Annotated in this window: 20 protein-coding genes and 1 pseudogene; 10 read left to right on the top strand and 11 right to left on the bottom strand. The window is 58.2% G+C overall.

Going from position 1 to position 22,537, the window contains the following annotated elements; translation table 11 throughout:
* Nucleotides 1-20: 20 nt before the first annotated feature.
* The 3 genes and pseudogenes from TU86_RS07825 to TU86_RS22375 all read left to right on the top strand — a co-directional run.
* Nucleotides 21-1,697 (top strand): annotated as a pseudogene (locus tag TU86_RS07825) (putative bifunctional diguanylate cyclase/phosphodiesterase); the annotation flags it as partial.
* A 156-nt stretch (nucleotides 1,698-1,853) separates the two neighbouring features.
* Entirely contained in the window at nucleotides 1,854-2,720 is an 867-nt protein-coding gene (gene hexR, locus TU86_RS07820; protein ID WP_048363743.1) for a transcriptional regulator HexR, read from the top strand.
* Nucleotides 2,721-2,890: 170 nt separating this feature from the next.
* The gene (locus tag TU86_RS22375; RefSeq protein ID WP_082149448.1) at nucleotides 2,891-3,103 is read left to right on the top strand and encodes a PA3496 family putative envelope integrity protein; all 213 of its coding nucleotides are present in this window, start codon (nucleotides 2,891-2,893) and stop codon (nucleotides 3,101-3,103) included.
* Here TU86_RS22375 and TU86_RS07815 read toward each other — a convergent pair.
* The gene (locus TU86_RS07815) at nucleotides 3,045-4,007 is read right to left on the bottom strand and encodes a LysR family transcriptional regulator (RefSeq protein WP_048363742.1); all 963 of its coding nucleotides are present in this window, start codon (nucleotides 4,005-4,007) and stop codon (nucleotides 3,045-3,047) included. The two genes, TU86_RS22375 and TU86_RS07815, sit on opposite strands and share 59 nt — an antisense overlap.
* Nucleotides 4,008-4,197: 190 nt before the next feature.
* Here TU86_RS07815 and TU86_RS07810 point away from each other — a divergent pair, with 190 nt between their 5' ends.
* Together TU86_RS07810 and oadA are read left to right on the top strand one after the other, a co-directional pair.
* Complete coding sequence (locus TU86_RS07810) at nucleotides 4,198-5,613, top strand: acetyl-CoA carboxylase biotin carboxylase subunit (RefSeq protein ID WP_048363741.1); 1,416 nt, start codon at nucleotides 4,198-4,200, stop codon at nucleotides 5,611-5,613.
* Between the two features lie 11 nt (nucleotides 5,614-5,624).
* Nucleotides 5,625-7,433, top strand: coding sequence for a sodium-extruding oxaloacetate decarboxylase subunit alpha (gene oadA, locus TU86_RS07805; RefSeq protein ID WP_048363740.1), 1,809 nt, complete (start codon nucleotides 5,625-5,627; stop codon nucleotides 7,431-7,433).
* Between the two features lie 243 nt (nucleotides 7,434-7,676).
* On the opposite strand, the gene TU86_RS07800 is transcribed toward oadA, so the two are convergent.
* Complete coding sequence (locus tag TU86_RS07800) at nucleotides 7,677-8,357, bottom strand: GNAT family N-acetyltransferase (protein WP_048363739.1); 681 nt, start codon at nucleotides 8,355-8,357, stop codon at nucleotides 7,677-7,679.
* A 14-nt stretch (nucleotides 8,358-8,371) separates the two neighbouring features.
* A complete protein-coding gene (locus TU86_RS07795; RefSeq protein WP_048363738.1) occupies nucleotides 8,372-8,824 on the bottom strand; it encodes a GNAT family N-acetyltransferase in 453 nt (150 codons plus the stop codon).
* A 134-nt stretch (nucleotides 8,825-8,958) separates the two neighbouring features.
* On the opposite strand from TU86_RS07795, the gene pdxR reads away from it, so the two are divergent.
* A complete protein-coding gene (pdxR, locus tag TU86_RS07790; protein ID WP_048363737.1) occupies nucleotides 8,959-10,506 on the top strand; it encodes a MocR-like pyridoxine biosynthesis transcription factor PdxR in 1,548 nt (515 codons plus the stop codon).
* 104 nt (nucleotides 10,507-10,610) lie between these two features.
* On the opposite strand, the gene TU86_RS07785 is transcribed toward pdxR, so the two are convergent.
* The 7 genes from TU86_RS07785 to aspA all read right to left on the bottom strand — a co-directional run bounded on the left by TU86_RS07785 (nucleotide 10,611) and on the right by aspA (nucleotide 18,400).
* Complete coding sequence (locus tag TU86_RS07785) at nucleotides 10,611-11,711, bottom strand: polyamine ABC transporter substrate-binding protein (RefSeq protein ID WP_048363736.1); 1,101 nt, start codon at nucleotides 11,709-11,711, stop codon at nucleotides 10,611-10,613.
* A gap of 13 nt (nucleotides 11,712-11,724) precedes the next feature.
* Nucleotides 11,725-12,756, bottom strand: coding sequence for a histone deacetylase family protein (locus tag TU86_RS07780; protein WP_048363735.1), 1,032 nt, complete (start codon nucleotides 12,754-12,756; stop codon nucleotides 11,725-11,727).
* A gap of 201 nt (nucleotides 12,757-12,957) precedes the next feature.
* Nucleotides 12,958-13,950 (bottom strand): AraC family transcriptional regulator, encoded by a 993-nt coding sequence (locus tag TU86_RS07770; RefSeq protein WP_048363733.1) that lies wholly within the window; start codon nucleotides 13,948-13,950, stop codon nucleotides 12,958-12,960.
* 90 nt (nucleotides 13,951-14,040) lie between these two features.
* Nucleotides 14,041-15,045, bottom strand: coding sequence for an asparaginase (locus TU86_RS07765; RefSeq protein WP_048363732.1), 1,005 nt, complete (start codon nucleotides 15,043-15,045; stop codon nucleotides 14,041-14,043).
* 57 nt (nucleotides 15,046-15,102) lie between these two features.
* Nucleotides 15,103-16,524: an alanine/glycine:cation symporter family protein gene (locus TU86_RS07760; RefSeq protein ID WP_048363731.1), complete on the bottom strand. Its 1,422-nt coding sequence runs from the start codon at nucleotides 16,522-16,524 to the stop codon at nucleotides 15,103-15,105.
* 123 nt (nucleotides 16,525-16,647) lie between these two features.
* Nucleotides 16,648-16,914 (bottom strand): hypothetical protein, encoded by a 267-nt coding sequence (locus TU86_RS23190; RefSeq protein ID WP_048363730.1) that lies wholly within the window; start codon nucleotides 16,912-16,914, stop codon nucleotides 16,648-16,650.
* A 61-nt stretch (nucleotides 16,915-16,975) separates the two neighbouring features.
* On the bottom strand, nucleotides 16,976-18,400 hold the full coding sequence (aspA, locus tag TU86_RS07750; RefSeq protein ID WP_048363729.1) for an aspartate ammonia-lyase: 1,425 nt from the start codon (nucleotides 18,398-18,400) through the stop codon (nucleotides 16,976-16,978).
* A gap of 179 nt (nucleotides 18,401-18,579) precedes the next feature.
* Here aspA and TU86_RS07745 point away from each other — a divergent pair, with 179 nt between their 5' ends.
* The gene (locus tag TU86_RS07745; protein ID WP_048363728.1) at nucleotides 18,580-19,485 is read left to right on the top strand and encodes a LysR substrate-binding domain-containing protein; all 906 of its coding nucleotides are present in this window, start codon (nucleotides 18,580-18,582) and stop codon (nucleotides 19,483-19,485) included.
* 46 nt (nucleotides 19,486-19,531) lie between these two features.
* Here TU86_RS07745 and TU86_RS07740 read toward each other — a convergent pair whose 3' ends face one another.
* Entirely contained in the window at nucleotides 19,532-20,101 is a 570-nt protein-coding gene (locus TU86_RS07740) for a M12 family metallo-peptidase (RefSeq protein ID WP_048363727.1), read from the bottom strand.
* A 420-nt stretch (nucleotides 20,102-20,521) separates the two neighbouring features.
* On the opposite strand from TU86_RS07740, the gene purE reads away from it, so the two are divergent.
* The 3 genes from purE (at nucleotide 20,522) to TU86_RS07725 (ending at nucleotide 22,464) form a co-directional block, all read left to right on the top strand.
* Nucleotides 20,522-21,013, top strand: a complete 492-nt coding sequence (gene purE / locus TU86_RS07735) for a 5-(carboxyamino)imidazole ribonucleotide mutase (RefSeq protein WP_047279087.1) — start codon at nucleotides 20,522-20,524, stop codon at nucleotides 21,011-21,013.
* Between the two features lie 10 nt (nucleotides 21,014-21,023).
* Nucleotides 21,024-22,109 carry a 5-(carboxyamino)imidazole ribonucleotide synthase gene (locus tag TU86_RS07730; protein ID WP_048363726.1) on the top strand — a complete coding sequence of 362 codons (1,086 nt, stop codon included), beginning with the start codon at nucleotides 21,024-21,026 and terminating at the stop codon, nucleotides 22,107-22,109.
* Nucleotides 22,110-22,215: 106 nt separating this feature from the next.
* On the top strand, nucleotides 22,216-22,464 hold the full coding sequence (locus TU86_RS07725; protein WP_048363725.1) for a GlsB/YeaQ/YmgE family stress response membrane protein: 249 nt from the start codon (nucleotides 22,216-22,218) through the stop codon (nucleotides 22,462-22,464).
* The last annotated feature ends 73 nt before the right edge of the window (nucleotides 22,465-22,537 follow it).

Raw genomic sequence — 22,537 nt, 5'->3', positions numbered from 1 at the left:
CACCGCTGTCGTGCGAGATTGAGCAACGGCGTTTGGCGGCCACCGTGTTTGAAGCGGCCAGCGAAGGCATTGTGATACTCGACCCCGATTACCGGATGTTGGCGGCCAATCAGGCGTTTTGTCGCATCAGTGGCTACGCCGTCGAAGAGCTGGTTGGGCGGCGTGTGAACGAACTGGCCTGCAGTCGTGATGCCCGCCGTCACTTTCCAATGATCCAGCCGGTGCTGGATGAGCACGACCACTGGCAGGGCGAGTTGGTCGAAACGCGCAAAAGCGGTGAACTTTACCCGCAATGGCTGCAACTTAAAGTCGTGCGTGATGATGACGGGCGTATCAGCCACATCGTGGCCTTTGTCAGCGACCTGTCAGCGCGGCGTATTTCTGAAGCCCGGGTGCGCCATCTGACGCATTTTGATGAACTCACAGGGCTGGCCAATCGCCTGTTGTTCAAAGAGCGGCTGGAAGAAGCCAATCAGCGTGTGCGCCAAGGTTCACGCAACCTTGCGCTGCTCTACATCAACCTTGATCGTTTCAAGCTACTCAATGACAGCCTGAGTCCCGAACTCGCTGACCAAGTGCTGCATAAAGTCGCTCGACGCCTGACCAAAGCACTGCCGGAGGCAGACACCATTGCGCGGCTCTCAGGTGATGAATTTGCCGTGTTGTTCGATGCGTACGGCAGCCTGACGAGTCTGGCGCGTGTGGCGACCCGGCTATTGGCCAAAATAAGCCGGCCATTGGTGGTTGACGGGCATGAACTGGTCATCAGCGCATCGATGGGTATCAGCTTGTTGCCTGATAGCGCGCGGGACATCGCCACGCTAGTCAGCCAGTCCAACAAGGCCATGCAGCAAGCCAAACACTTGGGCGGCGGCACGTTTCAGTTTTTCAGTCATAGCCTGCAAGACAGTACCCTTGAACGCTTGCAGCTGGAAAACCAACTGCGCAAGGCAATTGCCGACCAGCAACTCAGCGTCTTCTACCAACCCAAGCTGTGCCTGACCACGGGGCGTTTGCACGCGGCTGAGGCGTTGGTGCGCTGGGATCATCCACAACTGGGCAGCGTGCCTCCGAGTGATTTTATTGGTTTGGCCGAAGAGACCGGCCTGATTGGTGCCATTGGCGAGTTTGTACTGCGCCAGGCCTGTCATCAGGCGTGTGAGTGGCAGCGCGAAGGGCTGGCGCCGATACGGGTATCGGTCAATTTGTCAGTGCATCAATTGCGTCAGGGCAAGCTGGTCAGTTTGGTGCGTCAAGTGCTGGAAGAGAGCGGGCTGGCGCCTCATTGCCTGGAGCTGGAACTCACTGAAAGCCAATTGCTCGACAGTGTTGATTCCATTGTTGCGACTTTCCAGCAACTCCACGAGTTGGGGGTAAAACTGGCGATCGATGACTTTGGCACGGGGTATTCGTCCCTCAGTTACCTCAAACGGTTTGCTGTGGATTACGTAAAAATCGATCAAACATTTATTCGCGGTGTGGGCCGCTCGGTCGAGGATGAGGCGATTACCAAAGCGATTATCGCGATGGCCCACAGCCTGGATTTAAAGGTTGTCGCCGAAGGCGTGGAAGATGACGTGCAACTGGCGTTTCTCAAGGCGCAGCAGTGTGACGAGGTGCAGGGATATTTGATCAGCCGGCCCATCAATCCTTCAGCTTTAGGTGATTTATTACGCAGCAATGTAGTCTTTTTGTAGTGCTAAAAAGGGCTACATAGAGCTTTGGTAGCCTGTATTGGGGGTAAAGCGCAGGTATACGCGACGTATTGGTTGGGCAGAAATCGAATTCTTGTAGTATAACTACAAGATTGCTACATCTCTGGTACCTCACCTTTTCAGACCGAGTCCTGCCCTTTGAACTTGCTGCAACATATCGCCCAGTCACGCCACTTGTTACGTAAATCGGAACTCAAGGTCGCCGATCACGTGCTGCTTGATCCTGCGGCTGTAATGCACAGTTCCATGGCCGACCTTGCCCATAACGTCGGTATCAGTGAGCCCACCATCGTGCGCTTTTGCCGGGCGATTGGGTGTTCCGGGTTTCAAGACCTGAAACTCAAGCTGGCGCAAAGCCTGGCGGCGGGTGCCAGTTTTGGTCAGTTCGCCATCCATGAAGACGACTCCGTCGCTGACTACAGTCTCAAAATTTTCGACACCACACTGCACACCTTGATGGACGTGCGTGAAAAGCTCGACCCTGTGGCGTTGCAGCGTGCCGTGACCGCCATGTCTCAGGCTCAGCGTGTCGAGTTTTATGGCTTTGGTGCCTCGGGTGCCGTGGCGGCCGATGCGCAGCACAAGTTTTTCCGTTTGTTGCTAACGGCAGCGGCCTATTCCGACCCGCACATGCAGGCGATGTCGGCCGTGACCTTGAAGCCCACCGACGTGGCCATCTGCATCTCGCAGTCGGGTCGCTCCAAAGACTTGCTGATTACCGCCAATTTGGTGCGTGAAAGCGGCGCAACATTGATCACGTTATGCCCAAGCCAAACGCCATTGGCAGAGTTGGCCACCGTGAACCTGGCCATCGATGTTCACGAAGACACCGAAATCTATACGCCATTGACCTCGCGCATCGCCCACCTGGTGGTGATCGACGTGCTGGCAATGGGCGTGGCAATGGCCCGTGGCCCGAGCCTGGTCAACCACCTCAAGAGCGTCAAACGCAGCCTGCGCAGTTTGCGCCTGTCGCCAAAATCGCTGAAAAACCACGACGATTAACACCGCCTAAACTCCTCGCAGGCGGCGATTTTTTGATCGTAAACAATCGCAGCCTTCGCCAGCGCTTACAGAGGTCGTACCCGGTTCATTCTTTTGTCATTGGGCCTTCGCTCAATTGTCACAAACAAAGTCCATCGTAAAGCTCCCGTACACGCCTTGGGAGACTCGAAATGGCCCAGCCTTACGAAGAACGCAACAGCGCCGTCAAAACCCGTCGTCAACAGGAAGACCAGCGCCGCATGGCCTTCCGGCGTGCGATTGAAGACCATACGGACCAGCGCTTATTGCGCCTTGAAACGGCCGACTACCCCGACCTCGGCGCCCTCAATTACTGGCAGGCGCCGCCGGTAAATGGCCGTCGAAGCGCTCAACCAGCGCGCTGATTTGCTGACGCTCGCTGCGAATAAAGCCTACGAACGCATGCGCCACTGGTGACAGGCGTTTGGCTTTTGCCTGCACCACGCACCAACTGCGATACAGCGGCAATTCTTCGACCGGCAGCTCACGAAGCAAGCCGGTCGCCAGCTCCAGGCTGACAGCGTGGCGCGTCAACAGCGCCACGCCCAACCCCGCCACCGCACATTCACGCTGAGCATCGGTCGACGCCACCTCCAGCGTGTGTTTGAAGTGCACACGTTTCTCTTTGAAATACTCTTCGCACGCCCTGCGCGTGCCAGACCCTTGCTCGCGCATCAGCAGCGTGAAGGGTTCCAGCTCTTGAAGTTGTAAGGTTTCGCGCTGGCTCAAGGGGTGATCGGGCGGCGCAACAGCAATGATGGGGTTATTCAAAAACGGCAAGAATTCCAGGCCCATGTCCAGCGGCACCATCGACATGATCACCAGGTCGTCGCGGTTGTCTGAAAGTCTGCGCACCGCTTGTGCCCGATTGACCACCGTGAGTTGCAAATTGACTTCGGGGTGCAGGCGCTTGAACGCCGCAAAAAGATGCGGCACAAAATATTTCGCACTCGACTCCACGGCCAGTTTCAGCTGCCCTTGTAGCGAACCGAGCAGGTCGGACAGCTGCATATCAAGGTTTTCCAGGCGGTCAAAAATATCGCGACTGGCCCGCTGAAGCGCTTCAGCGGCCTCGGTCATGTACAGCTTTTTGCCGACGTAATCGAATAAAGGCTGCCCAACCAGTTCTTCAAGCTGGCGAATTTGTAGACTTACGGCGGGTTGCGTCAGCGACATTTCTTCTGCTGCGCGGCTGTAAGAGCGTAAATCACACACTTCATTGAACACCTGAAGCTGCCTAAAAGTGATACGCATCAATGACTTACGCATTTTTATAAAATTATCCGAAGCGACAAGTGATCTGACTATAAGTGGTTACTTATGCATGACCCAAGAATTATTGATTTTTGTTTATCAATGCGTGGGTCTAGTGTGACGACACAACGGTTCAGACACATTTGGACACGTGCCGACCTGGTCTAGCAGGTCGTTTGTTCCATGGGCTTTAGGAAAAATCCAAGTGATAAAAAAGATCCTGATCGCCAACCGCGGAGAAATTGCCGTCCGAATCGTGCGCGCCTGCGCCGAGATGGGCATTCGCTCTGTAGCGGTCTATTCCGATGCTGACCGGCATGCCTTGCACGTCAAGCGCGCCGACGAAGCACACAGCATTGGCGAAGACCCGCTCGCCGGTTATCTGAACCCACGCAAACTGGTCAACCTGGCGGTAGAAACCGGCTGCGATGCCTTGCACCCCGGTTACGGTTTCCTGTCAGAAAATGCCGAACTGGCTGATATCTGCGCCGAGCGCGGTATCAAATTTATCGGCCCGGCTGCCGAAGTCATTCGACGCATGGGCGATAAAACTGAAGCCCGCCGCAGCATGATCAAAGCCGGTGTGCCGGTCACGCCGGGTACTGAGGGCAACGTGGCGGATATTCACGAGGCGTTGGTTGAAGGTGAGCGCATCGGCTACCCGGTCATGCTCAAAGCCACCTCGGGCGGCGGCGGCCGCGGGATTCGTCGCTGCAACAGCCGCGAAGAGCTGGAGCAAGCGTTTCCGCGGGTGATCTCCGAAGCCACCAAAGCCTTTGGCTCGGCTGAAGTGTTTCTCGAAAAATGCATCGTTAATCCCAAGCACATCGAGGCGCAAATTCTCGGTGACAGCTTTGGCAACGTCGTCCATCTGTTCGAGCGCGACTGCTCGATTCAGCGACGTAACCAAAAGCTCATCGAAATTGCCCCCAGCCCTCAGTTGACCCCGGAGCAGCGCGCCTACATCGGCGACCTGTCCGTGCGCGCCGCCAAGGCCGTGGGCTACGAGAATGCGGGCACCGTGGAGTTTCTGCTCGCTGAAGGCGAGGTGTACTTCATGGAGATGAACACGCGGGTGCAGGTGGAGCACACCATCACCGAAGAAATCACCGGCATCGACATCGTTCGCGAGCAAATCCGTATCGCTTCCGGTTTGCCGCTGTCGATCAAGCAAGAAGACATTCAGCACCGCGGCTTTGCCCTGCAATTTCGGATCAACGCCGAAGACCCGAAAAACAACTTTCTGCCCAGCTTCGGCAAGATCACCCGTTACTACGCTCCCGGCGGCCCCGGCGTGCGCACCGACACGGCGATCTACACCGGCTACACCATCCCGCCGTATTACGACTCCATGTGTCTGAAACTGGTGGTGTGGGCGCTGACGTGGGAAGAGGCGATGGACCGTGGTTTGCGCGCCCTCGACGACATGCGTCTGCAAGGGGTTAAAACCACCGCCGCTTACTACCAGGAAATCCTGCGTAACCCGGAATTTCGCAGTGGCCAGTTCAACACCAGCTTCGTAGAAAGCCATCCTGAACTGACCAACTACTCGATCAAGCGCAAACCCGAAGAGCTGGCACTGGCCATTGCTGCCGCCATCGCTGCCCACGCAGGCCTGTGAGGAAAAGAATAATGAGCAAAAAGATTTTTGTAACCGACACCATCCTGCGTGACGCCCACCAGTCGCTGCTGGCCACCCGCATGCGCACCGAAGACATGCTGCCTATCTGCGACAAGCTGGACAAAGTCGGCTATTGGTCGCTGGAAGTCTGGGGCGGCGCGACCTTTGACGCCTGCGTGCGCTTCCTTAAAGAAGATCCGTGGGAGCGCCTGCGTCAGTTGCGTGCGGCCTTGCCCAATACCCGCCTGCAAATGTTGTTGCGTGGCCAGAACCTGCTCGGCTACCGCCACTACAGCGACGACGTGGTCAAAGCCTTCGTCGCCAAGGCTGCGGTCAATGGCATCGACGTGTTCCGCATCTTCGACGCCATGAACGACGTGCGTAACCTGCGCGTCGCCATCGAGGCAGTCAAGGCGGCCGGCAAGCACGCTCAGGGCACCATCGCCTACACCACCAGCCCGGTGCACACCACCGAAGCGTTTGTGGCGCAGGCCAAACAAATGGAGGCGATGGGTTGCGACTCGGTGGCAATCAAAGACATGGCTGGCCTGCTGACCCCGTTCGCCACTGGCGATCTGGTCAAAGCGCTGAAGGCTGAAATCAGCCTGCCGATCTTTATCCACTCCCACGACACTGCTGGTCTGGCTGCCATGTGCCAGCTCAAAGCGATCGAAAACGGCGCAGACCACATCGACACCGCGATCTCCAGCTTTGCGTGGGGCACCAGCCACCCAGGCACCGAGTCGATGGTGGCCGCCCTTAAAGGCAGCGAGTACGACACGGGCCTCGACCTGGCGCTGTTGCAGGAAATCGGTTTGTACTTCTACGCCGTGCGTAAGAAGTACCACCAGTTTGAAAGCGAATTCACCGCCGTCGACACTCGCGTACAAGTTAACCAAGTGCCGGGCGGCATGATTTCCAACCTGGCCAACCAGCTCAAAGAGCAGGGCGCGCTGAACCGCATGAGCGAAGTGCTGGCCGAAATCCCGCGTGTGCGCGAAGACCTCGGCTACCCGCCGCTGGTTACGCCGACCTCGCAAATCGTAGGCACTCAAGCGTTCTTCAACGTACTGGCGGGCGAGCGCTACAAAACCATCACCAACGAAGTGAAGCTCTATTTGCAAGGCGGCTATGGCAAGGCGCCGGGCGTGGTGAATGAAAAACTGCGTCGTCAGGCCATCGGCAACGAAGAACTGATCGACGTCCGTCCGGCTGACCTGCTCAAGCCCGAAATGGTCAAGCTGCGCGGTGAGATTGGTGCATTGGCCACGTCCGAAGAAGATGTGCTGACCTACGCCATGTTCCCGGACATCGGGCGTAAATTCCTTGAAGAGCGTGCTGCGGGCACGCTCGTGCCTGAAGTGCTATTGCCGATCCCGGAAGCGGGCGGTGTCAGCAAGGCGGGCGGCGAGGGTGTACCGACTGAATTTGTGATCGACGTGCACGGCGAGAGCTACCGCGTAGACATCACCGGTGTAGGCGTTAAAGCTGAAGGCAAACGTCACTTCTACCTGTCAATCGACGGCATGCCGGAAGAAGTGGTGTTCGAGCCGCTCAATGAGTTTGTCGGTGGCGCCTCCAGCAAGCGCAAGCAAGCCAGCGAGCCTGGTCACGTCAGCACCGCCATGCCGGGCAACATCGTCGACGTACTGGTGGCCGTGGGCGACACCGTCAAAGCCGGCCAATCGGTACTCATCACCGAAGCCATGAAAATGGAAACCGAAGTGCAGGCCGCGATTGCGGGCAAAGTGGTAACCATCCATGTGATCAAAGGCGATCGCGTCAACCCGGGCGAAATCCTGATCGAAATCGAAGCCTGATGCGCCGTTGATCCAAACGCTTTAAACCTCGGGGGAGCATGTGCTCCCCTTTTTTTTGCCCTAACGTTGAGGTTCCGTACCACGCTTTAGGAGTGAGCGCATGAGCGATGGAGGCTAAACAACCGATTCGCGAGCAAGCGCGTCTAGGCAGAGACGAGGGCTGGCTTGAATGACGAGAAATTTCTAGCCTCACCTGTGCACCAAAAACGCCCAACAGCCCTTGCTGGGCGTACTGATCATTTTTTATACAGTCGATGCCCTGCATTCTTCCAGAGACTTGATTTGGCCGCTTTTTGGCTGGTTATCCAGTGCCAGCCATTTTTCGAAGCCTGCCGCTACAGGTGACCATTGTGTACTGATTATGCTGTACCACGTAGTATCTCTATTTTTACCTTTTACCACCATATGCTGGCGAAATACGCCTTCAAATGTGTACCCCAATCGTACTGCTGTACGCTTGGAGCGGGTGTTGTCATTGTTGCACTTCCATTCCAGGCGACGATTGCCCAGTGCAAAGGCTTCTTTGGCTAGCAGGTAGACGGCTTCGGTGCTTTTGGGCGAGCGTTGCATCGGTGCACCAAATGCCACATGGCCAATTTCGATTCGCCCGTGTTCCGGCACGATGCACATCAGGCTGAGAATGCCCTGCGCCTGATCGTTGGCACTGTCGATGACGGCATAGAAATGCGGGTCGGCACTGGCGGCATTTTTTTCAAGCCAGGCATCAAATGCACTGCGTTCCGGGAAAGGGCCGTAAGGCAAGTAATCCCACAGCTTTGGATCGCTGTCGGGTCCCTGTAAGGCTAGCCACAAATCGTCGCCATGCCGGGCCGGATCGAGTTTTTCCAGACGTATATATAGCCCTTCAAGTGTTCGGTTATCCGGGGTTGTGGCCGGTTGCCAGTGTTGGAGAGATTCGGACATGGCGTGCTCCTTATTTATGACAAGGCTTTACGAAATTGGATGAAGCCAGGGCGATCCGCAATACGTTCATACAACCGAATGGCCGTGGCATTGGTTTCTTGGGTCAACCAATGCACTTTGGCGCATTCCAGGGCGCGCGCCTGCGCATAGACGTGTTCGATCAACTGGCGACCGACCCCGGTGCCACGCAAGTGCGGGCTAACGTACAAGTCTTGCAGGTAGCACGAGTTGCCAATGCTCCAGTTAGAGCGATGAATAACGGTCTGCACCATGCCTACCGCCTCATCGTCTTGCCAGGCAAGGGCCAGATGAGTCGGTTCGGCCGGGTCCATGAAACGTTGCCAGGTGGATTGGCTGACGTCGGCGGGTAGCTCGGTTTTGTAAAACGTAAGGTACGCCTGCCAGAGTGGCATCCACACATCGTGGTCGGCGTCAGTGGCGGGTTTGATCTGGATGTTGGAGGTCATGAAGCTATTCCTTAGCGATTCAAGAGGTCTGGACTTCGCACCTACAGAGAATGTTCTTGGCGAATGCCTGCATCCTAGGCAGGCTATTGGCCCGTTGTAAGAGCCACTAACGACCCATTTCGTAGGTCCAATGTATGCCTGATTCAGCCTTGCCTATCGCTTTCAACCCTGCGGGTATCGAGCTTGATCCTAAAAAAGGATTGAGCCGTCAGTTGTATCAGGCGTTACGCGAGCGGGTACTGGACGGTCGATTGAGTGGTGGCGCGCGTTTGCCGGCCAGCCGTGACTTAGCGGCAGCGCTCGGTATTTCGCGCAATAGCGTCGTGCGCGCCTACGATCAGCTGTACGCCGAAGGCTTTATAGAAGGCCGGATTGGAAATGGCACCTACGTCGTGCAATTACCCCAAAAAGCGCAGGCGCCAAAAAAGTTGTCCACCAACTTGTCCACAGGGTTTTCAACAGGCTTACCCACAGGTTTATCCACAAAATCGTCTTTTTTACCTGTAATTACGTCCAGTAAAGTTATCCACAGCACAGCGCTGCACAAGGTCTCAAGACACTCTCTGGACCAGCCTCCCAGTGGGCCGCCGCGCGCTTTTCGGGTGGGCATTCCGGCCTTTGATTTGTTCCCGTTTGAGGTCTGGAGCAAGCTGCAAGCCACTTTTTGGCGTAAGCCGGATTTGCAGCAACTGTGTTACGGCGACCCGGCCGGGGATGAGCGTCTGCGCGGGCTCATTGCCGCATATTTACGAACATCGCGGGGTTTATCCTGCTCCGCTGAACAAATTTTGATCACCTGCGGCGCGCAGCAAGGAATTAGCCTTTGTGCACAGTTGCTGGTGGAGCTGGGTGAGGGCGTGGCGGTGGAAAACCCCGGCTACCACGCGGCAGCCCAAGCGTTCGCAATTGCGGGTGCTCAAGTGCTGGGGGTGCCGGTCGATCAGGAGGGCATGAAGTGTGACGCGTTATCAGGCCTGCCGACTTGCCGATTGGCCTACGTGACACCGTCCCATCAGTACCCGTCGGGGGTGACCATGAGCCTGGCGCGACGCCTTGAATTGCTGGCGTGGGCTGAGCGCACGCAAGGCTGGATTGTCGAAGATGATTACGATGGCGAGTACCGTTACAGCGGCGCGCCGTTGTCGCCATTGGCCGCGCTGGACCGCACCGGGCGCGTCATTTACGTCGGCACGTTTGGCAAGGTCGCCTTTCCGGCGTTACGCCTCGGTTATCTGGTATTACCCCACGCTCTGATTGAACCCTTCGCCCAACGTCGCTCGCTGGACATGCGCCATTCGGAGGTGAGCGCCCAGGCGGTCATGGCCGAGTTTATGGCCGCAGGGCATTTTCAGCGTCACATCCGGCGCATGCGGCGCGCCGCATTGAGTCGGCGTAATGCCTTGCTGGCGCATTGGCCAAAGGGTGTTGAGGGTGTAGGAGAATTACCGGACATCGTGGCAGGTTTGCACGTCACCGTGCCGGTCAGCAGCCTTGAGCGCGAACATGTATTGCTGGCGCAGGCCCATCAGGTACAGGTAGAAATCAACGGTTTGAGTCGCTATTGGCTGCGCGACTCGGTCGAGCCTGTGGATAACCGTGCCGGTTTGGTGCTGGGGTTTGCGGGTGTGCCCGAGGCGGATATCCGCGCAGCGCTAGCGCGGTTGAGCAAGGTCTGGAGATGAGCACGCGCAGTCGCTGTCGCAGGCTGCGAAGGGTTGCTTAGCAACCCGTTTATCGAAAATACCGCTGACCTTTTTCCGCCTGGGCAGTGACTACGGAGGAGGGATTACGTACCCGATTTGATTTTGGTCCACGCCCGTGTGCGCGCCCGCTCGGCGTCACGCGGCAGCGGTGTGAGGGTGTAAAGCGTTTCCATCGCCGCTTCGGTGGGGTACAGGTTCGGGTTATTGCGAATGCTTGGGGCCACCCGCTCTGTGGCGTCTTTGTTGGGGTTGGGGTAGCCGACAAAGTCACTGATCGGCGCAATCACTTTGGGTTGCAGCAGGTAGTTGATGAAGGTGTAGGCGTCTTCGGTATTTTTCGCCCCTTTAGGGATCGCCAGCATGTCGAACCAGATGGGCGCGCCTTCTTTGGGTAGGCGCATGTCGACCGTCACACCATTTTTAGCCTCTTTGGCCCGGTTAGCCGCCTGCGAAAAACTGCCCGAATAACCGACGGCCACACAGATGTCGCCATTGGCGATGTCGGCCATGTATTTGGAGGAGTGGAAGTAGGTCACGTATGGGCGAATTTTCAGCAGCAGTGCTTCGGCCTTGGCGTAGTCCTTGGGGTTGTTGCTGTTGGGCGGTAGCCCCAAATGTTGCAGCGCCAGCGGCAATATTTCTGAGGGCGAATCCAGCAACGCCACGCCGCATTGTTTGAGTTTGCTGATGTTCTCTTCTTTGAAAATCAGGTCCCAACTGTCGACGGGGGCGTTCTCGCCCAGTGCGGCCTTGACCTTGTCCGGGTTGAACCCGATCAGAATCGTGCCGTACATATACGGCACGGCGAATTGATTGCCGGGGTCGTTGGCTTCAATCAACTTCATCAGTTTGGGATCAAGGTGGTTCCAGTTCGGGAGTTTGCTGCGGTCCAGCGGCTGGAACACCCCCGCTTCGATCTGCTTGGCCAGAAACACATTGGACGGCACCACCACGTCATACCCCGAGTTTCCCGTGAGCAGCTTGGCTTCCAGCGCTTCGTTAGTGTCGAAAATGTCGTAGATGAGTTTGACCTGGGTGTCCTTTTTGAAATCCACCAGGGTTTGCGGGGTGATGTAGTCGAACCAGTTATACACGCGCAAGGTGCGGTCTTCGGCATGTACGGCGGTGCTGAGCAGCGCGCTGGCGCAGAGCACCGGGGTAAAGAAACGCGTAAGGGTATTCATTGTTGTTATGTCCTCATTGAGCGCTCAGGAAGCCTTCAAGCACGTTGACGGCGTTGACGCCGATCTCTTCTACCGCGTAACCGCCTTCCATCACAAACAGCGTCGGCTTGCCCAGGCGCGCAATGCGTTCGCCCATGCGCACGTAGTCCGGGCTGTCGAGTTTGAACTGGGAAATCGGGTCATTTTTAAAGGTGTCGACGCCCAGTGAAATCACCAGCACATCGGCGTTGTACCGCTCCACCTCAAGGCATGCCTGCTCCAGTGCGGCGCTCCAGCGGTCCCAGGCGGAGCCTGCGGCCAGCGGGTAGTTGAAGTTGAACCCTTCGCCCGGCCCTTCACCGCGCTCGTCTTCGTAGCCCAGAAAGAACGGAAACTCGGCCTCTGGGTGGCCATGAATTGAGGTGAACAACACATCGTTGCGCGTGTAGAAAATCGACTGCGTGCCATTACCGTGGTGGTAGTCCACATCGAGGATGGCGACCTTGCGACGGCCTTGATCGAGAAAGGCTTGAGCCGCGATGGCAGCATTGTTGAGGTAGCAATAACCGCCCATTAAATCCCTGGCAGCGTGATGGCCCGGTGGGCGACATAGGGCGAAAGCGCTGTGAGCGCCGCGCTGAATTTCTGCTTGTGCTGTCAGTGCCACTTGCGCCGCGCTGTAGGCCGCTTGCCATGTGCCCGCCGTAATCGGTGCGCCACCGTCAAAGCTGTAGTAACCCAACTGGCCGTGCAGGCTGGTCGGGATGATCGGACGTAAGGTGCGAGCGGGCCACGTGTAGGGCAACAGGTCGCCGTCGCGGCCATGTTCGGTCCAGCGCGCCCACGCCCCCTCAAAGAAATCCAGATACGCCGCCGTGTGAATACGTTCGATGGGGCCGCGGCCAAAGTCGCGGGGGGCTTGTACCGGGCCCAGTTCACGGGTTTTAACCCGTTGCAGGATGTGGTCGGCGCGCGAGGGCATTTCGAAGCAGGGCATCAGTTGCCCGTCCATCAGTTCACAACGGCCGTGATGCAGGTGGTGATCGTCTGAATAGATCGTCAGCATTTTCTTATTCTCCGCAGGCGTGATCGATGATCCACAGTCTTGCGGGGTCGCGGGGTTCAGAGAACGGCAGGAGCGGCCAAAAGGGGATTGATATGGCCAAAATGATTGACCTGAATTCGCCCCTGAGCGGATCAACGTGCTCCACGTCGCAGGGGTCGAAGGCGAGGCCCGGCGGCGCAAACATCGTAAAAAGCAGGGTGTTCAAGCGCGAAACTGGCTCGGTGATACACCGCTCCAGCGCACGAAGGCATGGCGAAAGCTCGCGGTTTCGCTGAACCCCAGGGTGTCGGCAATCCGGTAAATCGGCCATTCGGTGTCATTGAGCAGCAACTTGGCGCGCTCAAAGCGCAGGTCGTCGAGCAGCATTTGATAGCTGCACCCCATGTCTTGCAGGTGCCGGCGCAAGGTGCGGGGCGAGCAGTTCATTTGTTGCGCCAGGCCCTCAAGCCCCGGCGCGGCATGCAGTTGCGCTGCCAGCAGTTGGCGGATGCGGTCCAGCCAGGACTGGCGCCCCGTGAACTCAAGGTTTTGTTTGCGGCAGCGCTCCGCCATCGCCTGATGGGTCACGGCATCGGCCAGAGGCAGCGGCATATCAAGCCAATGCAGGGCAAAGCCGAAGGCGTTGTCGGGGGCTTGGAAGGTGTGCGGGCAATCGAAGTTGTCCGCGTAGCGGGCGTGATAGTCCGGCGCGGGGTGAGCGAAGCGTGCGCCTAAAAGAGGCAATGGGCGGCCGAGCAGGTCTTCGCAAATCACCTTGAGCGAGGCCAGGCACAACTCGGTGTTGAACACCGCCAGTTGCGGGTTTTCGCGATAGCCCGCAGCGCAGAACCACACCGCGCCGTCTTCGAGACTCAGGCTCAGCTCAAAAAGTGTTCCCAGCAGCGCCGGGTAGCGTAAGGCCAGGCGCAAAGCGTCACCTAAGGTGGCACTGGTGAGCAGGGCGTAACCCAACATGCCGTAGGACGAAACATGCATGCGCCGGCCCAGCTCCAGGCCGATTTCCCGGCGGATGGCCACGGCGTTGGCGCACACGCGCATTTCCTGATGCGTGGTGATGCGCGTGTCGGCACGGCTCAAGTCCGCGGCACGTATACCACTGCCTGCCAGCAGCGCTTCGCTGGGCAGGCCTTCGGCCTTGAAGGTGCTGAGCACCAGCGACACCGCGTTCAGGGTGGTGAGATGGGAATGCAGCATGCTCGCTTCCAGCGTGAGGGTGCTGTAAGCGAGCAAGTTGTGTGCCGGGGTGGGGAATGGTTGCTGCGACGGGAGAATGACGCAGGTCGGTTAAAGCAACTCTGCGCACACATCCAGCTCAACCAAACGGCGTACTTCGGCCAGTGGCAAATCGGCGCCCAGCAGCGCGTGCAGCTTGCCGAACACCGCTTCGCGGGTCATGCCGCCCCCTGACAACACCCCCACGTCACGCAAGCGACTGCCCGCTTCGTACACGTCCAGCTCAACGCCGCCTTCGTGGCATTGCGTAATGGCGACGATCACGATGCCGTTTTCCTGCGCCCGTTGCAGGCTGGCCAGGAACGCGGGGTCATCGCTGGGGCCGGTGCCGCTGCCGAAACATTCCAGCACCAAGGCTTCGATGCCACTGTTGAGCAGCGCATCGAGCTGCGCTGCGCCGATGCCCGGCACCAGCGGCAGCACGCCCACGTTGGCAAGGTGCTTGGGCCGGTTGTAGAGCAGCTCGCTCGGCACGTAGTCGGCCGCTGTCCCACCGCCATTGCGCAGGAGTGACACAAACGGATTGCGCCCGAAGCTGCGCACTTTGGCGCAACGGGTCGGTGCCATGAGCGTGCCGTGGAAGTACAACTGCACACCGTTGGGCTGACCTTGAGCAAGGGCCGTCAATGCGCCGCTGACGTTCTCCCAGGCATCGCTGTGCGGCACGCCCGCAGGCAACATGGAGCCGGTGAACAGCACAGGGGCTGGCAAGCCAATCAATTGAAAGCACATTGCCGCAGCGCTGTAGGCCAGTGTGTCAGTACCATGCAGAACCAATACCGAATCGCAGTCTTGCTGATCAATGGCGTCGATAATCGCCGCACTCAGGCGCAGCCAGTAGGCGGGCGTCATGTTGGCGCTGTCGATCAGCGGGCTCATTTCGCGAAAGCACCACTGCACCACGTTCAGGTCAGGTTGGCTGGCGAGGTACTCGCCCATGCGCGCTTCAAACCCCGAGGCGGGTGCAAGGCCATTGGCACTGGCTTGCATGCCGATAGTGCCGCCGGTGTAGAGCACCATGACCCGTTTGGCAGCGTTGAAGGTGGCAACAGTCATTGATAAGTCCCCATAAGCAAAAACGCGGCGGTTCTGTTCAGAACCGCCGCGTCAGTGTCAGCGTTTTGTGTCTTCGACCTTGGCGGCCGGTGTCGGCGGCCAGGCCTTCACGTCCAGATCCAGGTCCGAGAATTTACTGGAATCGAACACCGGTGTCTTGATCCCCGCACGACGTTGGTCGTCGTAGTCCTTGAGCACGCGCATGCAAATTTTGAACAGCATGGCCAAGGCAATCAGGTTCACGAACGCCAGCAGGGTCATGGTGATGTCGGCAAAAGCGAACACGGTTTGCAGGTTTTCAATCGAGCCCCACACGATCAGCACCAATACCAGCGCGCGATAACCGATGAGCGCTTTGCGGTTTTCACCGATCAAAAAGCGCAGGTTGTTTTCGCCCAGATAGTAGTTGTAGAGCATCGAGGTGAACACGAATAACGCCAGCGCCACGCTGATGAACACGCGGCCCCACTCGCCCACCACGGCGGCCAGGGAGTTTTGGGTCAGGGCAATGCCGTCGCCTTCAAAGCCTGGAGTGTAAAAGCCGGACAGCAGAATCAGCAGCGCCGTACAGGTGCAGATGACGAAGGTGTCGAGGAACACGCTGAATGCCTGAACCACGCCCTGAGCAACCGGGTGTTCCACATCCGCCACGGCGGCCACGTTCGGGGCGCTGCCCAAACCGGCTTCGTTGGCGAACACGCCGCGTTTAACGCCCATCACGATTGCGCTGCCGATCAGGCCGCCAAACACCGGGTCCATGCCGAAGGCACTTTTCACGATGTGGCCGAGCATGGCCGGGACTTGGTCGAATTGCAGCACGATCACGTACACCGTGACGGCGATGTAGGCCAGGGTTTTGACCGGCACCAACAAGTCGGCGACCGAGGCGATGCGTTTGATACCGCCGATAAACACCAGCCCCAACAGCACGGCAATGGCCACACCGGAGTAGTTCACGTCAAAACCGAAGGCGTCTTGCAGCGAGTGCGTCACAGCGTGGGCTTGCAGGCCCATGAAGGCGAAGCCAAAGGTGACCAGCAGCAACACGGCCATCAGCTTGCCCATCCAGGCTTTGCCCAGACCGTGCTTCATATAGAAGGAGGGGCCGCCACGCAGCTGGCCTTCGGCGTCGCGGCGCTTGTACAACTGGCCAAGGGTGCATTCGATGAGGCTGCTGGACATGCCGACCAGTGCGGTCACCCACATCCAGAACACGGCACCGGGGCCACCCAGAGTTACGGCAATGCCGACGCCGGCAATGTTGCCTGCACCCACACGGCCCGCCAGGCTGAGCATCAGGGCCTGAAAGGAGCTGAGTTGGCCAGCGCTGCTGCGCAGGCTGTCTTTGAACACCGCAAACATGTGCAGGAAGTAACGAAACTGAACGAAACGCGAGCGGATCGTGAAGTAGCCACCGAGCCCAACCATGAGCACGATTAGCACTTTCCCTGAGAGGAAGTCATTGATGACTTCAAGCATGGATTATTCCTCGCTGTTTTTATCTGATGGCAAAACGGCCAGGTCGAAATATCGCGTTACACCCGTGTGTGCAGGGCATAAACGTAGGCGATCAAGGCGACCCTGGCCATGTTGCTGCTTGGTTTACGATGCTGTTTGCGCAGTGCCGCTGGCCGCCGTAGCGGGGCCGATGCATGGCAAGAGGGCGGGCACTATACCTAGGCGCAGTGGAAGCGTCTGCATAAGCCATTGATTTTTCATATACATGCCGTCTGAAAATTCACTTTTTAAGGCGCTGTCATTCCTGTACGCGCGCTTGATTGCGATGGAGGCGCCGCCGGACGCTGCCTTCGGCAGTTGCAGGGCGAATAACGCCAAATCGCAGGCAAAAAAAAGGGCCCGCAGATACATCTGCAAGCCCTCAAAAGGTGAGAGGTGTCTAGTCCCTCGACCTGGTGAGCGTGTTACAGCATCAGGCCTTTAAAGGCACCAGACGCGGAGCAATCATGTTTTCCGGGCGCAGGATGTCGTCGAGCATGGCGTCGTCGAGCAAGCCTTCTTCGCGCACCAGTTCCAGCACGCCGCGGCCGCTTTCAAGGGCGATACGGGCGATGCGGGTGGCGTTTTCATAGCCGATGTACGGGTTCAGAGCCGTTACCAGACCAATCGAGTGTTCGACCAGCTCGCGGCAGCGCGCTTCGTTGGCGGTGATGCCGACGATGCAGTGTTCGCGCAGCATGTCCATTGCACGTTGCAGCAGGCGGATCGAGTCGAAGATCTTGAAGGCGATCAGCGGTTCCATCACGTTCAGTTGCAGTTGGCCACCTTCGGCCGCAATGGTCAGTGCCAAGTCGTTACCGATGATCTGGAACGCCACCTGGTTAACAGCTTCCGGGATAACCGGGTTGACCTTGCCAGGCATGATCGAGCTGCCTGGCTGACGCGCTGGCAGGTTGATTTCGTTGATGCCGGTACGTGGGCCGCTGGACAGCAGGCGCAGGTCGTTACAAATCTTCGACAGTTTGACCGCAGTACGCTTGAGCATGCCGGAGAACAGTACGAAGGCACCCATGTCGGACGTGGCTTCGATCAAGTCGGCCGCAGGCACCAGCGGGTGACCGCTGATGGTCGCCAGGCGGTTGACGGCCAGCAGTTGATAGCGCGGGTCGGCGTTGATGCCGGTCCCAATCGCCGTGCCGCCCAGGTTCACTTCGGTCAGCAACTCTGGCGCCAGTGTTTTAAGGCGAGCCAGGTCTTCACCCAAGGTGGTGGCGAAGGCGCGGAACTCTTGACCCAAGGTCATCGGTACGGCGTCTTGCAGTTGGGTGCGGCCCATCTTCAATACATGGTTGAACTCAACGCCCTTGGCAGCGAACGCCTGAATCAGGCTGTCGAGGCTGGCCAGCAGCGCGTCGTGACCCAGCAACAAGCCCAGGCGGATGGCCGTCGGGTAGGCGTCGTTGGTGGACTGCGCCATGTTGACGTCGTTGTTAGGGTGCAGGTACTGGTACTCGCCTTTCTGGTGGCCCATGGCCTCCAGTGCGATGTTGGCGATCACTTCGTTGGCATTCATGTTGGTTGAAGTGCCAGCGCCGCCCTGGATCATGTCCACCACGAACTCTTCGTGGAAATCGCCGCGCACCAAACGGGCACAGGCTTCGCTGATCGCCGCGTGCTTGGGTGCACTGAGGTGGCCCAGTTCGCGGTTAGCATCTGCCGCGGCTTGCTTGACCATGGCCAGGGCCACAACCAACTTTGGGTAATGCGAGATCGGAACGCCGGAGAGACGGAAGTTATTCACCGCTCGCAGGGTCTGGATGCCGTAATACGCTTGAGCGGGTACTTCGAGTACGCCAAGCAGGTCTTTTTCAGTGCGGAAAGATGCAGCGGAGGACATGATAGAAATCATCTCGATAAGGACCCGGTATAGGCCGGAACGCTGCGAATCCTAGGCTTGCGGTCTATTTTGGGCCAATGCCTTTAAACACTATCCTATGCATAAACGGCATAATGGCGACGTGACGCGACAGGCGCGTCGGACGTGTGACCCAAATTGGTGCGCCTCTGGGAGGCTCGATGAATCTCGAAAGTAAATGGCTGGAAGACTTCAGTGCTCTTGCCGCCACGCGCAGTTTTTCTCAGGCGGCGGAGCGTCGTTTTGTGACGCAGCCGGCCTTTAGTCGACGTATTCGAAGCCTTGAATCCGCGCTGGGGCTGACGTTAGTGAATCGTTCCCGCACCCCGGTGGAGTTGACTGCGGCCGGTCAGCTGTTTTTGGTCACGGCACGCACCGTGGTTGAGCAGCTGGGCGAGGTGTTGCGTCACCTGCACCACCTCGAAGGAGGGCAGGGCGAGGTCATGCAAGTGGCGGCTGCTCACTCCTTGGCGCTGGGGTTTTTCCCGCGCTGGATCGCTCAATTGCGCAATGAAGGGCTGAACATCGCGACACGTCTGGTTGCGACTAACGTCGGAGACGCGGTGCATGCATTGCGCGAAGGCGGCTGCGATTTGATGCTGGCTTTTTACGATCCTGACGCCGCGTTGCAAATGGACCCGGAAATTTTCCCGTCTTTGCACCTGGGCAATACCGAAATGTTGCCCGTGTGTGCGGCGGATGCAGACGGCAAGCCGTTGTTTGACCTGGAAGGCGATGTAAGCGTGCCGTTGCTGGCGTATAGCGCGGGCGCGTTTCTGGGGCGTTCAGTCAATTTGTTGCTGCGCCAACGCAGCCTGCGTTTCACCACTATTTATGAGACGGCTATGGCGGACAGCCTCAAGAGCATGGCGCTCGAAGGGTTGGGCATTGCGTGGGTGCCGCATTTAAGTGTGCGGGCCGAACTGGCGCGCGGTGAATTGGTGGTGTGTGGCGGGCCTCAATGGCACGTACCGTTGGAGATTCGCCTCTATCGCTGCGCCTTGGTGCGTAAGGCCAATGTGCGGTTGCTATGGCGCAAGCTGGAAAGTGGTACGCAGCCTGAGTGAGTGTTACCTGGCTTTGCCCAAACGGCGCAAAGCCAGGTGGCGGGTGTTATTCAAGTTTGCCTAGAAAGCTTTTAATGCGATCGCGGTTGATGGTGCTGAAACGCAAAAGGCTGCCGCTGCCCACTTCATCGTCTGTGGCCATGTAGCTTGAAAGCACCTGGCCTCGGTTGGCAGGGTCCGGGGTTTGCATCACGCCGGTGTGTTTGGCATTAAAGGTGTGCCCTACCTCATGCGCAATGGTGGTGGCGTCAACGGTGGAAGCAATCACCGAGTTGCCTGCATTAACGCCGGACTGGGCCGCCCCCGCGACGGAGCCAGTGATAAAACCATCAATGATCAATATGTTGCGGTCAGTTCGATAGGGCGTCACGCCGATGTCTTTGGCGAACTGGTTAGCCACGGTGTTCCATTCATTCACTTTCGTGGCGGTATCAGGGCTTTTGTAGTCGAAGTCAGTGACGCCCGGTACGTATTCGTAGAGGTTAACGTTGATTTGACGACCACTGATGTTGCCCAGCTCTTGCACGAAATGATCGAAGTTAAAGGTTTTGAGGTTTTGATAGGTGGCGTCAGAGACGCTGTTGTGGATGAACGCATTGAGGTTGATGGGGTTCATGTAACTCCTCCTGTGCAGGACTGGCTGAGGGCTGAATGTCGCGGGGTGCCATGAAGGCATCGCATGGCCCCGGGTGAAGCTGAAGGTTAGAGCGGCGCCGTGCATTTCGCAGCTGACAGGATTCGCTACGAGTCGTGGCTCTTTTCGCGGCAACAGGTAGCCGCGTGCCAGGTTTTTTCGGGGCGTTGCCGGCTGTTCATGGTTTGACCTGAAGGTCAGTAAAACCGGGCGTTTGTGCGATTTAGAGGGGCGCAGACAGATGGTCACCAAAGGTGCTTTTAACGCACTTCTTTGGGGTATACTGCGCGGCCTTCGGCTGGCTTGACCGGCCTTAATTCCTATAACAAGCCACGTCGGATCCCCCACGTGGCTTGTTGTTTTTTGACGCGCCTGCGGGCGCCCAAGAGAAGAGGCGCGACGATGAGTGCACTGGTAGGCGTGATCATGGGCTCCAAGTCCGATTGGTCCACCCTCAGCCACACCGCCGATATGCTGGAAAAACTCGGCATCCCTTACGAAGTGAAAGTGGTCTCTGCCCACCGCACTCCGGATCTGCTGTTCCAGTATGCCGAAGAGGCCGAAGGCCGCGGCATCGAGGTCATCATTGCCGGTGCCGGTGGCGCTGCCCACTTGCCCGGCATGTGTGCCGCGAAAACCCATTTGCCGGTGCTCGGTGTGCCCGTGCAATCGTCGATGCTGTCGGGTGTCGACTCGCTGTTGTCCATCGTGCAAATGCCGGCGGGCATTCCGGTTGCGACACTGGCCATCGGTAAAGCCGGCGCAATCAATGCGGCGCTGCTGTCCGCCAGCATCCTGGGCGCCAAGCACCCCCAATTCCATACCGTTTTGAAAGCATTCCGTGCTGAACAGACTGACAGCGTGCTGGACAATCCAGACCCGCGCCTGGCCTGAGGTTTTAACGATGAAAATCGGTGTAATCGGTGGCGGCCAGTTGGGTCGCATGCTGGCTTTGGCGGGGACCCCGCTGGGCATGAACTTCGCTTTCCTTGATCCGGCTCCCGACGCCTGTGCGGCGCCTTTGGGTGAACATATTCGTGCTGACTACGGCGATCAGGACCACTTGCGCCAATTGGCGGATGAAGTCGACCTGGTCACGTTTGAGTTCGAAAGCGTACCTGCTGAAACCGTGGCTTTCCTGTCGCAATTTGTACCGGTTTACCCGAGTGCCGAAGCGCTGCGCATTGCCCGTGATCGCTGGTTCGAAAAAAGCATGTTCAAAGACTTGGGCATTCCGACGCCGGCCTTTGCCGACATCCAGTCCCAGGCAGACCTGGACGCCGCCGTGGCCAGCATCGGCCTGCCCGCAGTGCTCAAAACCCGCACGTTGGGTTACGACGGCAAGGGCCAGAAAGTGCTGCGCACCCCTGCCGATGTGGTGGGTACGTTTGCCGAGCTGGGCAGCGTAGCGTGCCTGCTGGAAGGTTTTGTACCGTTCACGGGTGAAGTGTCGCTGATCGCCGTGCGCGGTCGTGATGGCGAAACACAGTTTTACCCGTTGGTGCACAACACCCACGACAGCGGCATTCTCAAGCTGTCAGTGGCCAGTACCGATCACCCTCTGCAAGCGCTGGCTGAAGACTACTCCAGCCGTGTGCTCAAGCAGCTGGATTACGTGGGCGTGATGGCGTTCGAGTTCTTTGAAGTCGACGGTGGCCTTAAGGCCAACGAAATCGCGCCGCGTGTTCACAACTCGGGGCACTGGACCACAGAGGGCGCCGAGTGCAGCCAGTTTGAAAACCACCTGCGGGCCATTGCGGGCTTGCCGCTGGGTTCGACGGCCAAGGTGGGCGAAAGCGCCATGCTCAACTTTATCGGCACGGTGCCGCCGGTTGAGCAGGTGATTGCGATTGCCGACTGCCATTTGCACCACTATGGCAAGGCGTTCAAGGTGGGCCGCAAGGTCGGTCACGCCAACCTGCGCTGCGCGGACATGGCGACCTTGCAAGCGCAGATCCTGCGCGTTGAAGCACTGATCGACCACCCGTAAGACGAACATCGGCGGGAACCATTCGGTGGCCGCCGCTCTCTGATGGCGTGATGCCAAAGTGCTGACTAGGCTTTGGTTTAACACCATCTATAGAGAGGAAGCGCCCATGGGCATCATCGGAACCATTTTTATCGGCTTGATCGTTGGCCTGCTGGCCCGTTTCCTGAAACCGGGCGATGACAGCATGGGTTGGATTATGACCATCCTGCTGGGTATCGGCGGTTCGCTGGCAGCCACGTATGGCGGTCAGGCGCTGGGTATCTACAAGGCGGGTGAAGGTGCCGGTTTCATCGGTGCAGTCGTTGGCGCTGTGATCTTGCTGGTGATTTACGGCATGGTTTCGAAAAAGAACTGATTGAGTGTCGGGTTCTCTCTGCGCCAGCCGCAGAGAGGGCTAGAATGCGCGGCGTCCCCAGTCCTTCTTAATT

Source organism: Pseudomonas weihenstephanensis, assembly GCF_001043055.1.
Classification (GTDB): domain Bacteria; phylum Pseudomonadota; class Gammaproteobacteria; order Pseudomonadales; family Pseudomonadaceae; genus Aquipseudomonas; species Aquipseudomonas weihenstephanensis.
Note: the sequence above shows the minus strand (reverse complement) of the source record. Positions and strands in the feature narration are given on the sequence as shown.

What these genes read in the sequence shown, in the direction of transcription:
- TU86_RS22375 (WP_082149448.1), top strand. Translation starts at nt 2,891, where the DNA reads ATGGCCCAGCCTTACGAAGAACGCAACAGCGCCGTCAAAACCCGTCGT.
- purE (WP_047279087.1), top strand. Translation starts at nt 20,522, where the DNA reads ATGAGTGCACTGGTAGGCGTGATCATGGGCTCCAAGTCCGATTGGTCC.
- oadA (WP_048363740.1), top strand. Translation starts at nt 5,625, where the DNA reads ATGAGCAAAAAGATTTTTGTAACCGACACCATCCTGCGTGACGCCCAC.
- TU86_RS07815 (WP_048363742.1), bottom strand. Translation starts at nt 4,007, where the DNA reads ATGCGTAAGTCATTGATGCGTATCACTTTTAGGCAGCTTCAGGTGTTC.
- TU86_RS07770 (WP_048363733.1), bottom strand. Translation starts at nt 13,950, where the DNA reads ATGCTGCATTCCCATCTCACCACCCTGAACGCGGTGTCGCTGGTGCTC.
- aspA (WP_048363729.1), bottom strand. Translation starts at nt 18,400, where the DNA reads ATGTCCTCCGCTGCATCTTTCCGCACTGAAAAAGACCTGCTTGGCGTA.
- TU86_RS07795 (WP_048363738.1), bottom strand. Translation starts at nt 8,824, where the DNA reads ATGACCTCCAACATCCAGATCAAACCCGCCACTGACGCCGACCACGAT.
- TU86_RS23190 (WP_048363730.1), bottom strand. Translation starts at nt 16,914, where the DNA reads ATGTATCTGCGGGCCCTTTTTTTTGCCTGCGATTTGGCGTTATTCGCC.
- TU86_RS07760 (WP_048363731.1), bottom strand. Translation starts at nt 16,524, where the DNA reads ATGCTTGAAGTCATCAATGACTTCCTCTCAGGGAAAGTGCTAATCGTG.
- TU86_RS07785 (WP_048363736.1), bottom strand. Translation starts at nt 11,711, where the DNA reads ATGAATACCCTTACGCGTTTCTTTACCCCGGTGCTCTGCGCCAGCGCG.
- TU86_RS07745 (WP_048363728.1), top strand. Translation starts at nt 18,580, where the DNA reads ATGAATCTCGAAAGTAAATGGCTGGAAGACTTCAGTGCTCTTGCCGCC.
- TU86_RS07765 (WP_048363732.1), bottom strand. Translation starts at nt 15,045, where the DNA reads ATGACTGTTGCCACCTTCAACGCTGCCAAACGGGTCATGGTGCTCTAC.
- TU86_RS07725 (WP_048363725.1), top strand. Translation starts at nt 22,216, where the DNA reads ATGGGCATCATCGGAACCATTTTTATCGGCTTGATCGTTGGCCTGCTG.
- TU86_RS07780 (WP_048363735.1), bottom strand. Translation starts at nt 12,756, where the DNA reads ATGCTGACGATCTATTCAGACGATCACCACCTGCATCACGGCCGTTGT.
- pdxR (WP_048363737.1), top strand. Translation starts at nt 8,959, where the DNA reads ATGCCTGATTCAGCCTTGCCTATCGCTTTCAACCCTGCGGGTATCGAG.
- TU86_RS07800 (WP_048363739.1), bottom strand. Translation starts at nt 8,357, where the DNA reads ATGTCCGAATCTCTCCAACACTGGCAACCGGCCACAACCCCGGATAAC.
- TU86_RS07730 (WP_048363726.1), top strand. Translation starts at nt 21,024, where the DNA reads ATGAAAATCGGTGTAATCGGTGGCGGCCAGTTGGGTCGCATGCTGGCT.
- TU86_RS07740 (WP_048363727.1), bottom strand. Translation starts at nt 20,101, where the DNA reads ATGAACCCCATCAACCTCAATGCGTTCATCCACAACAGCGTCTCTGAC.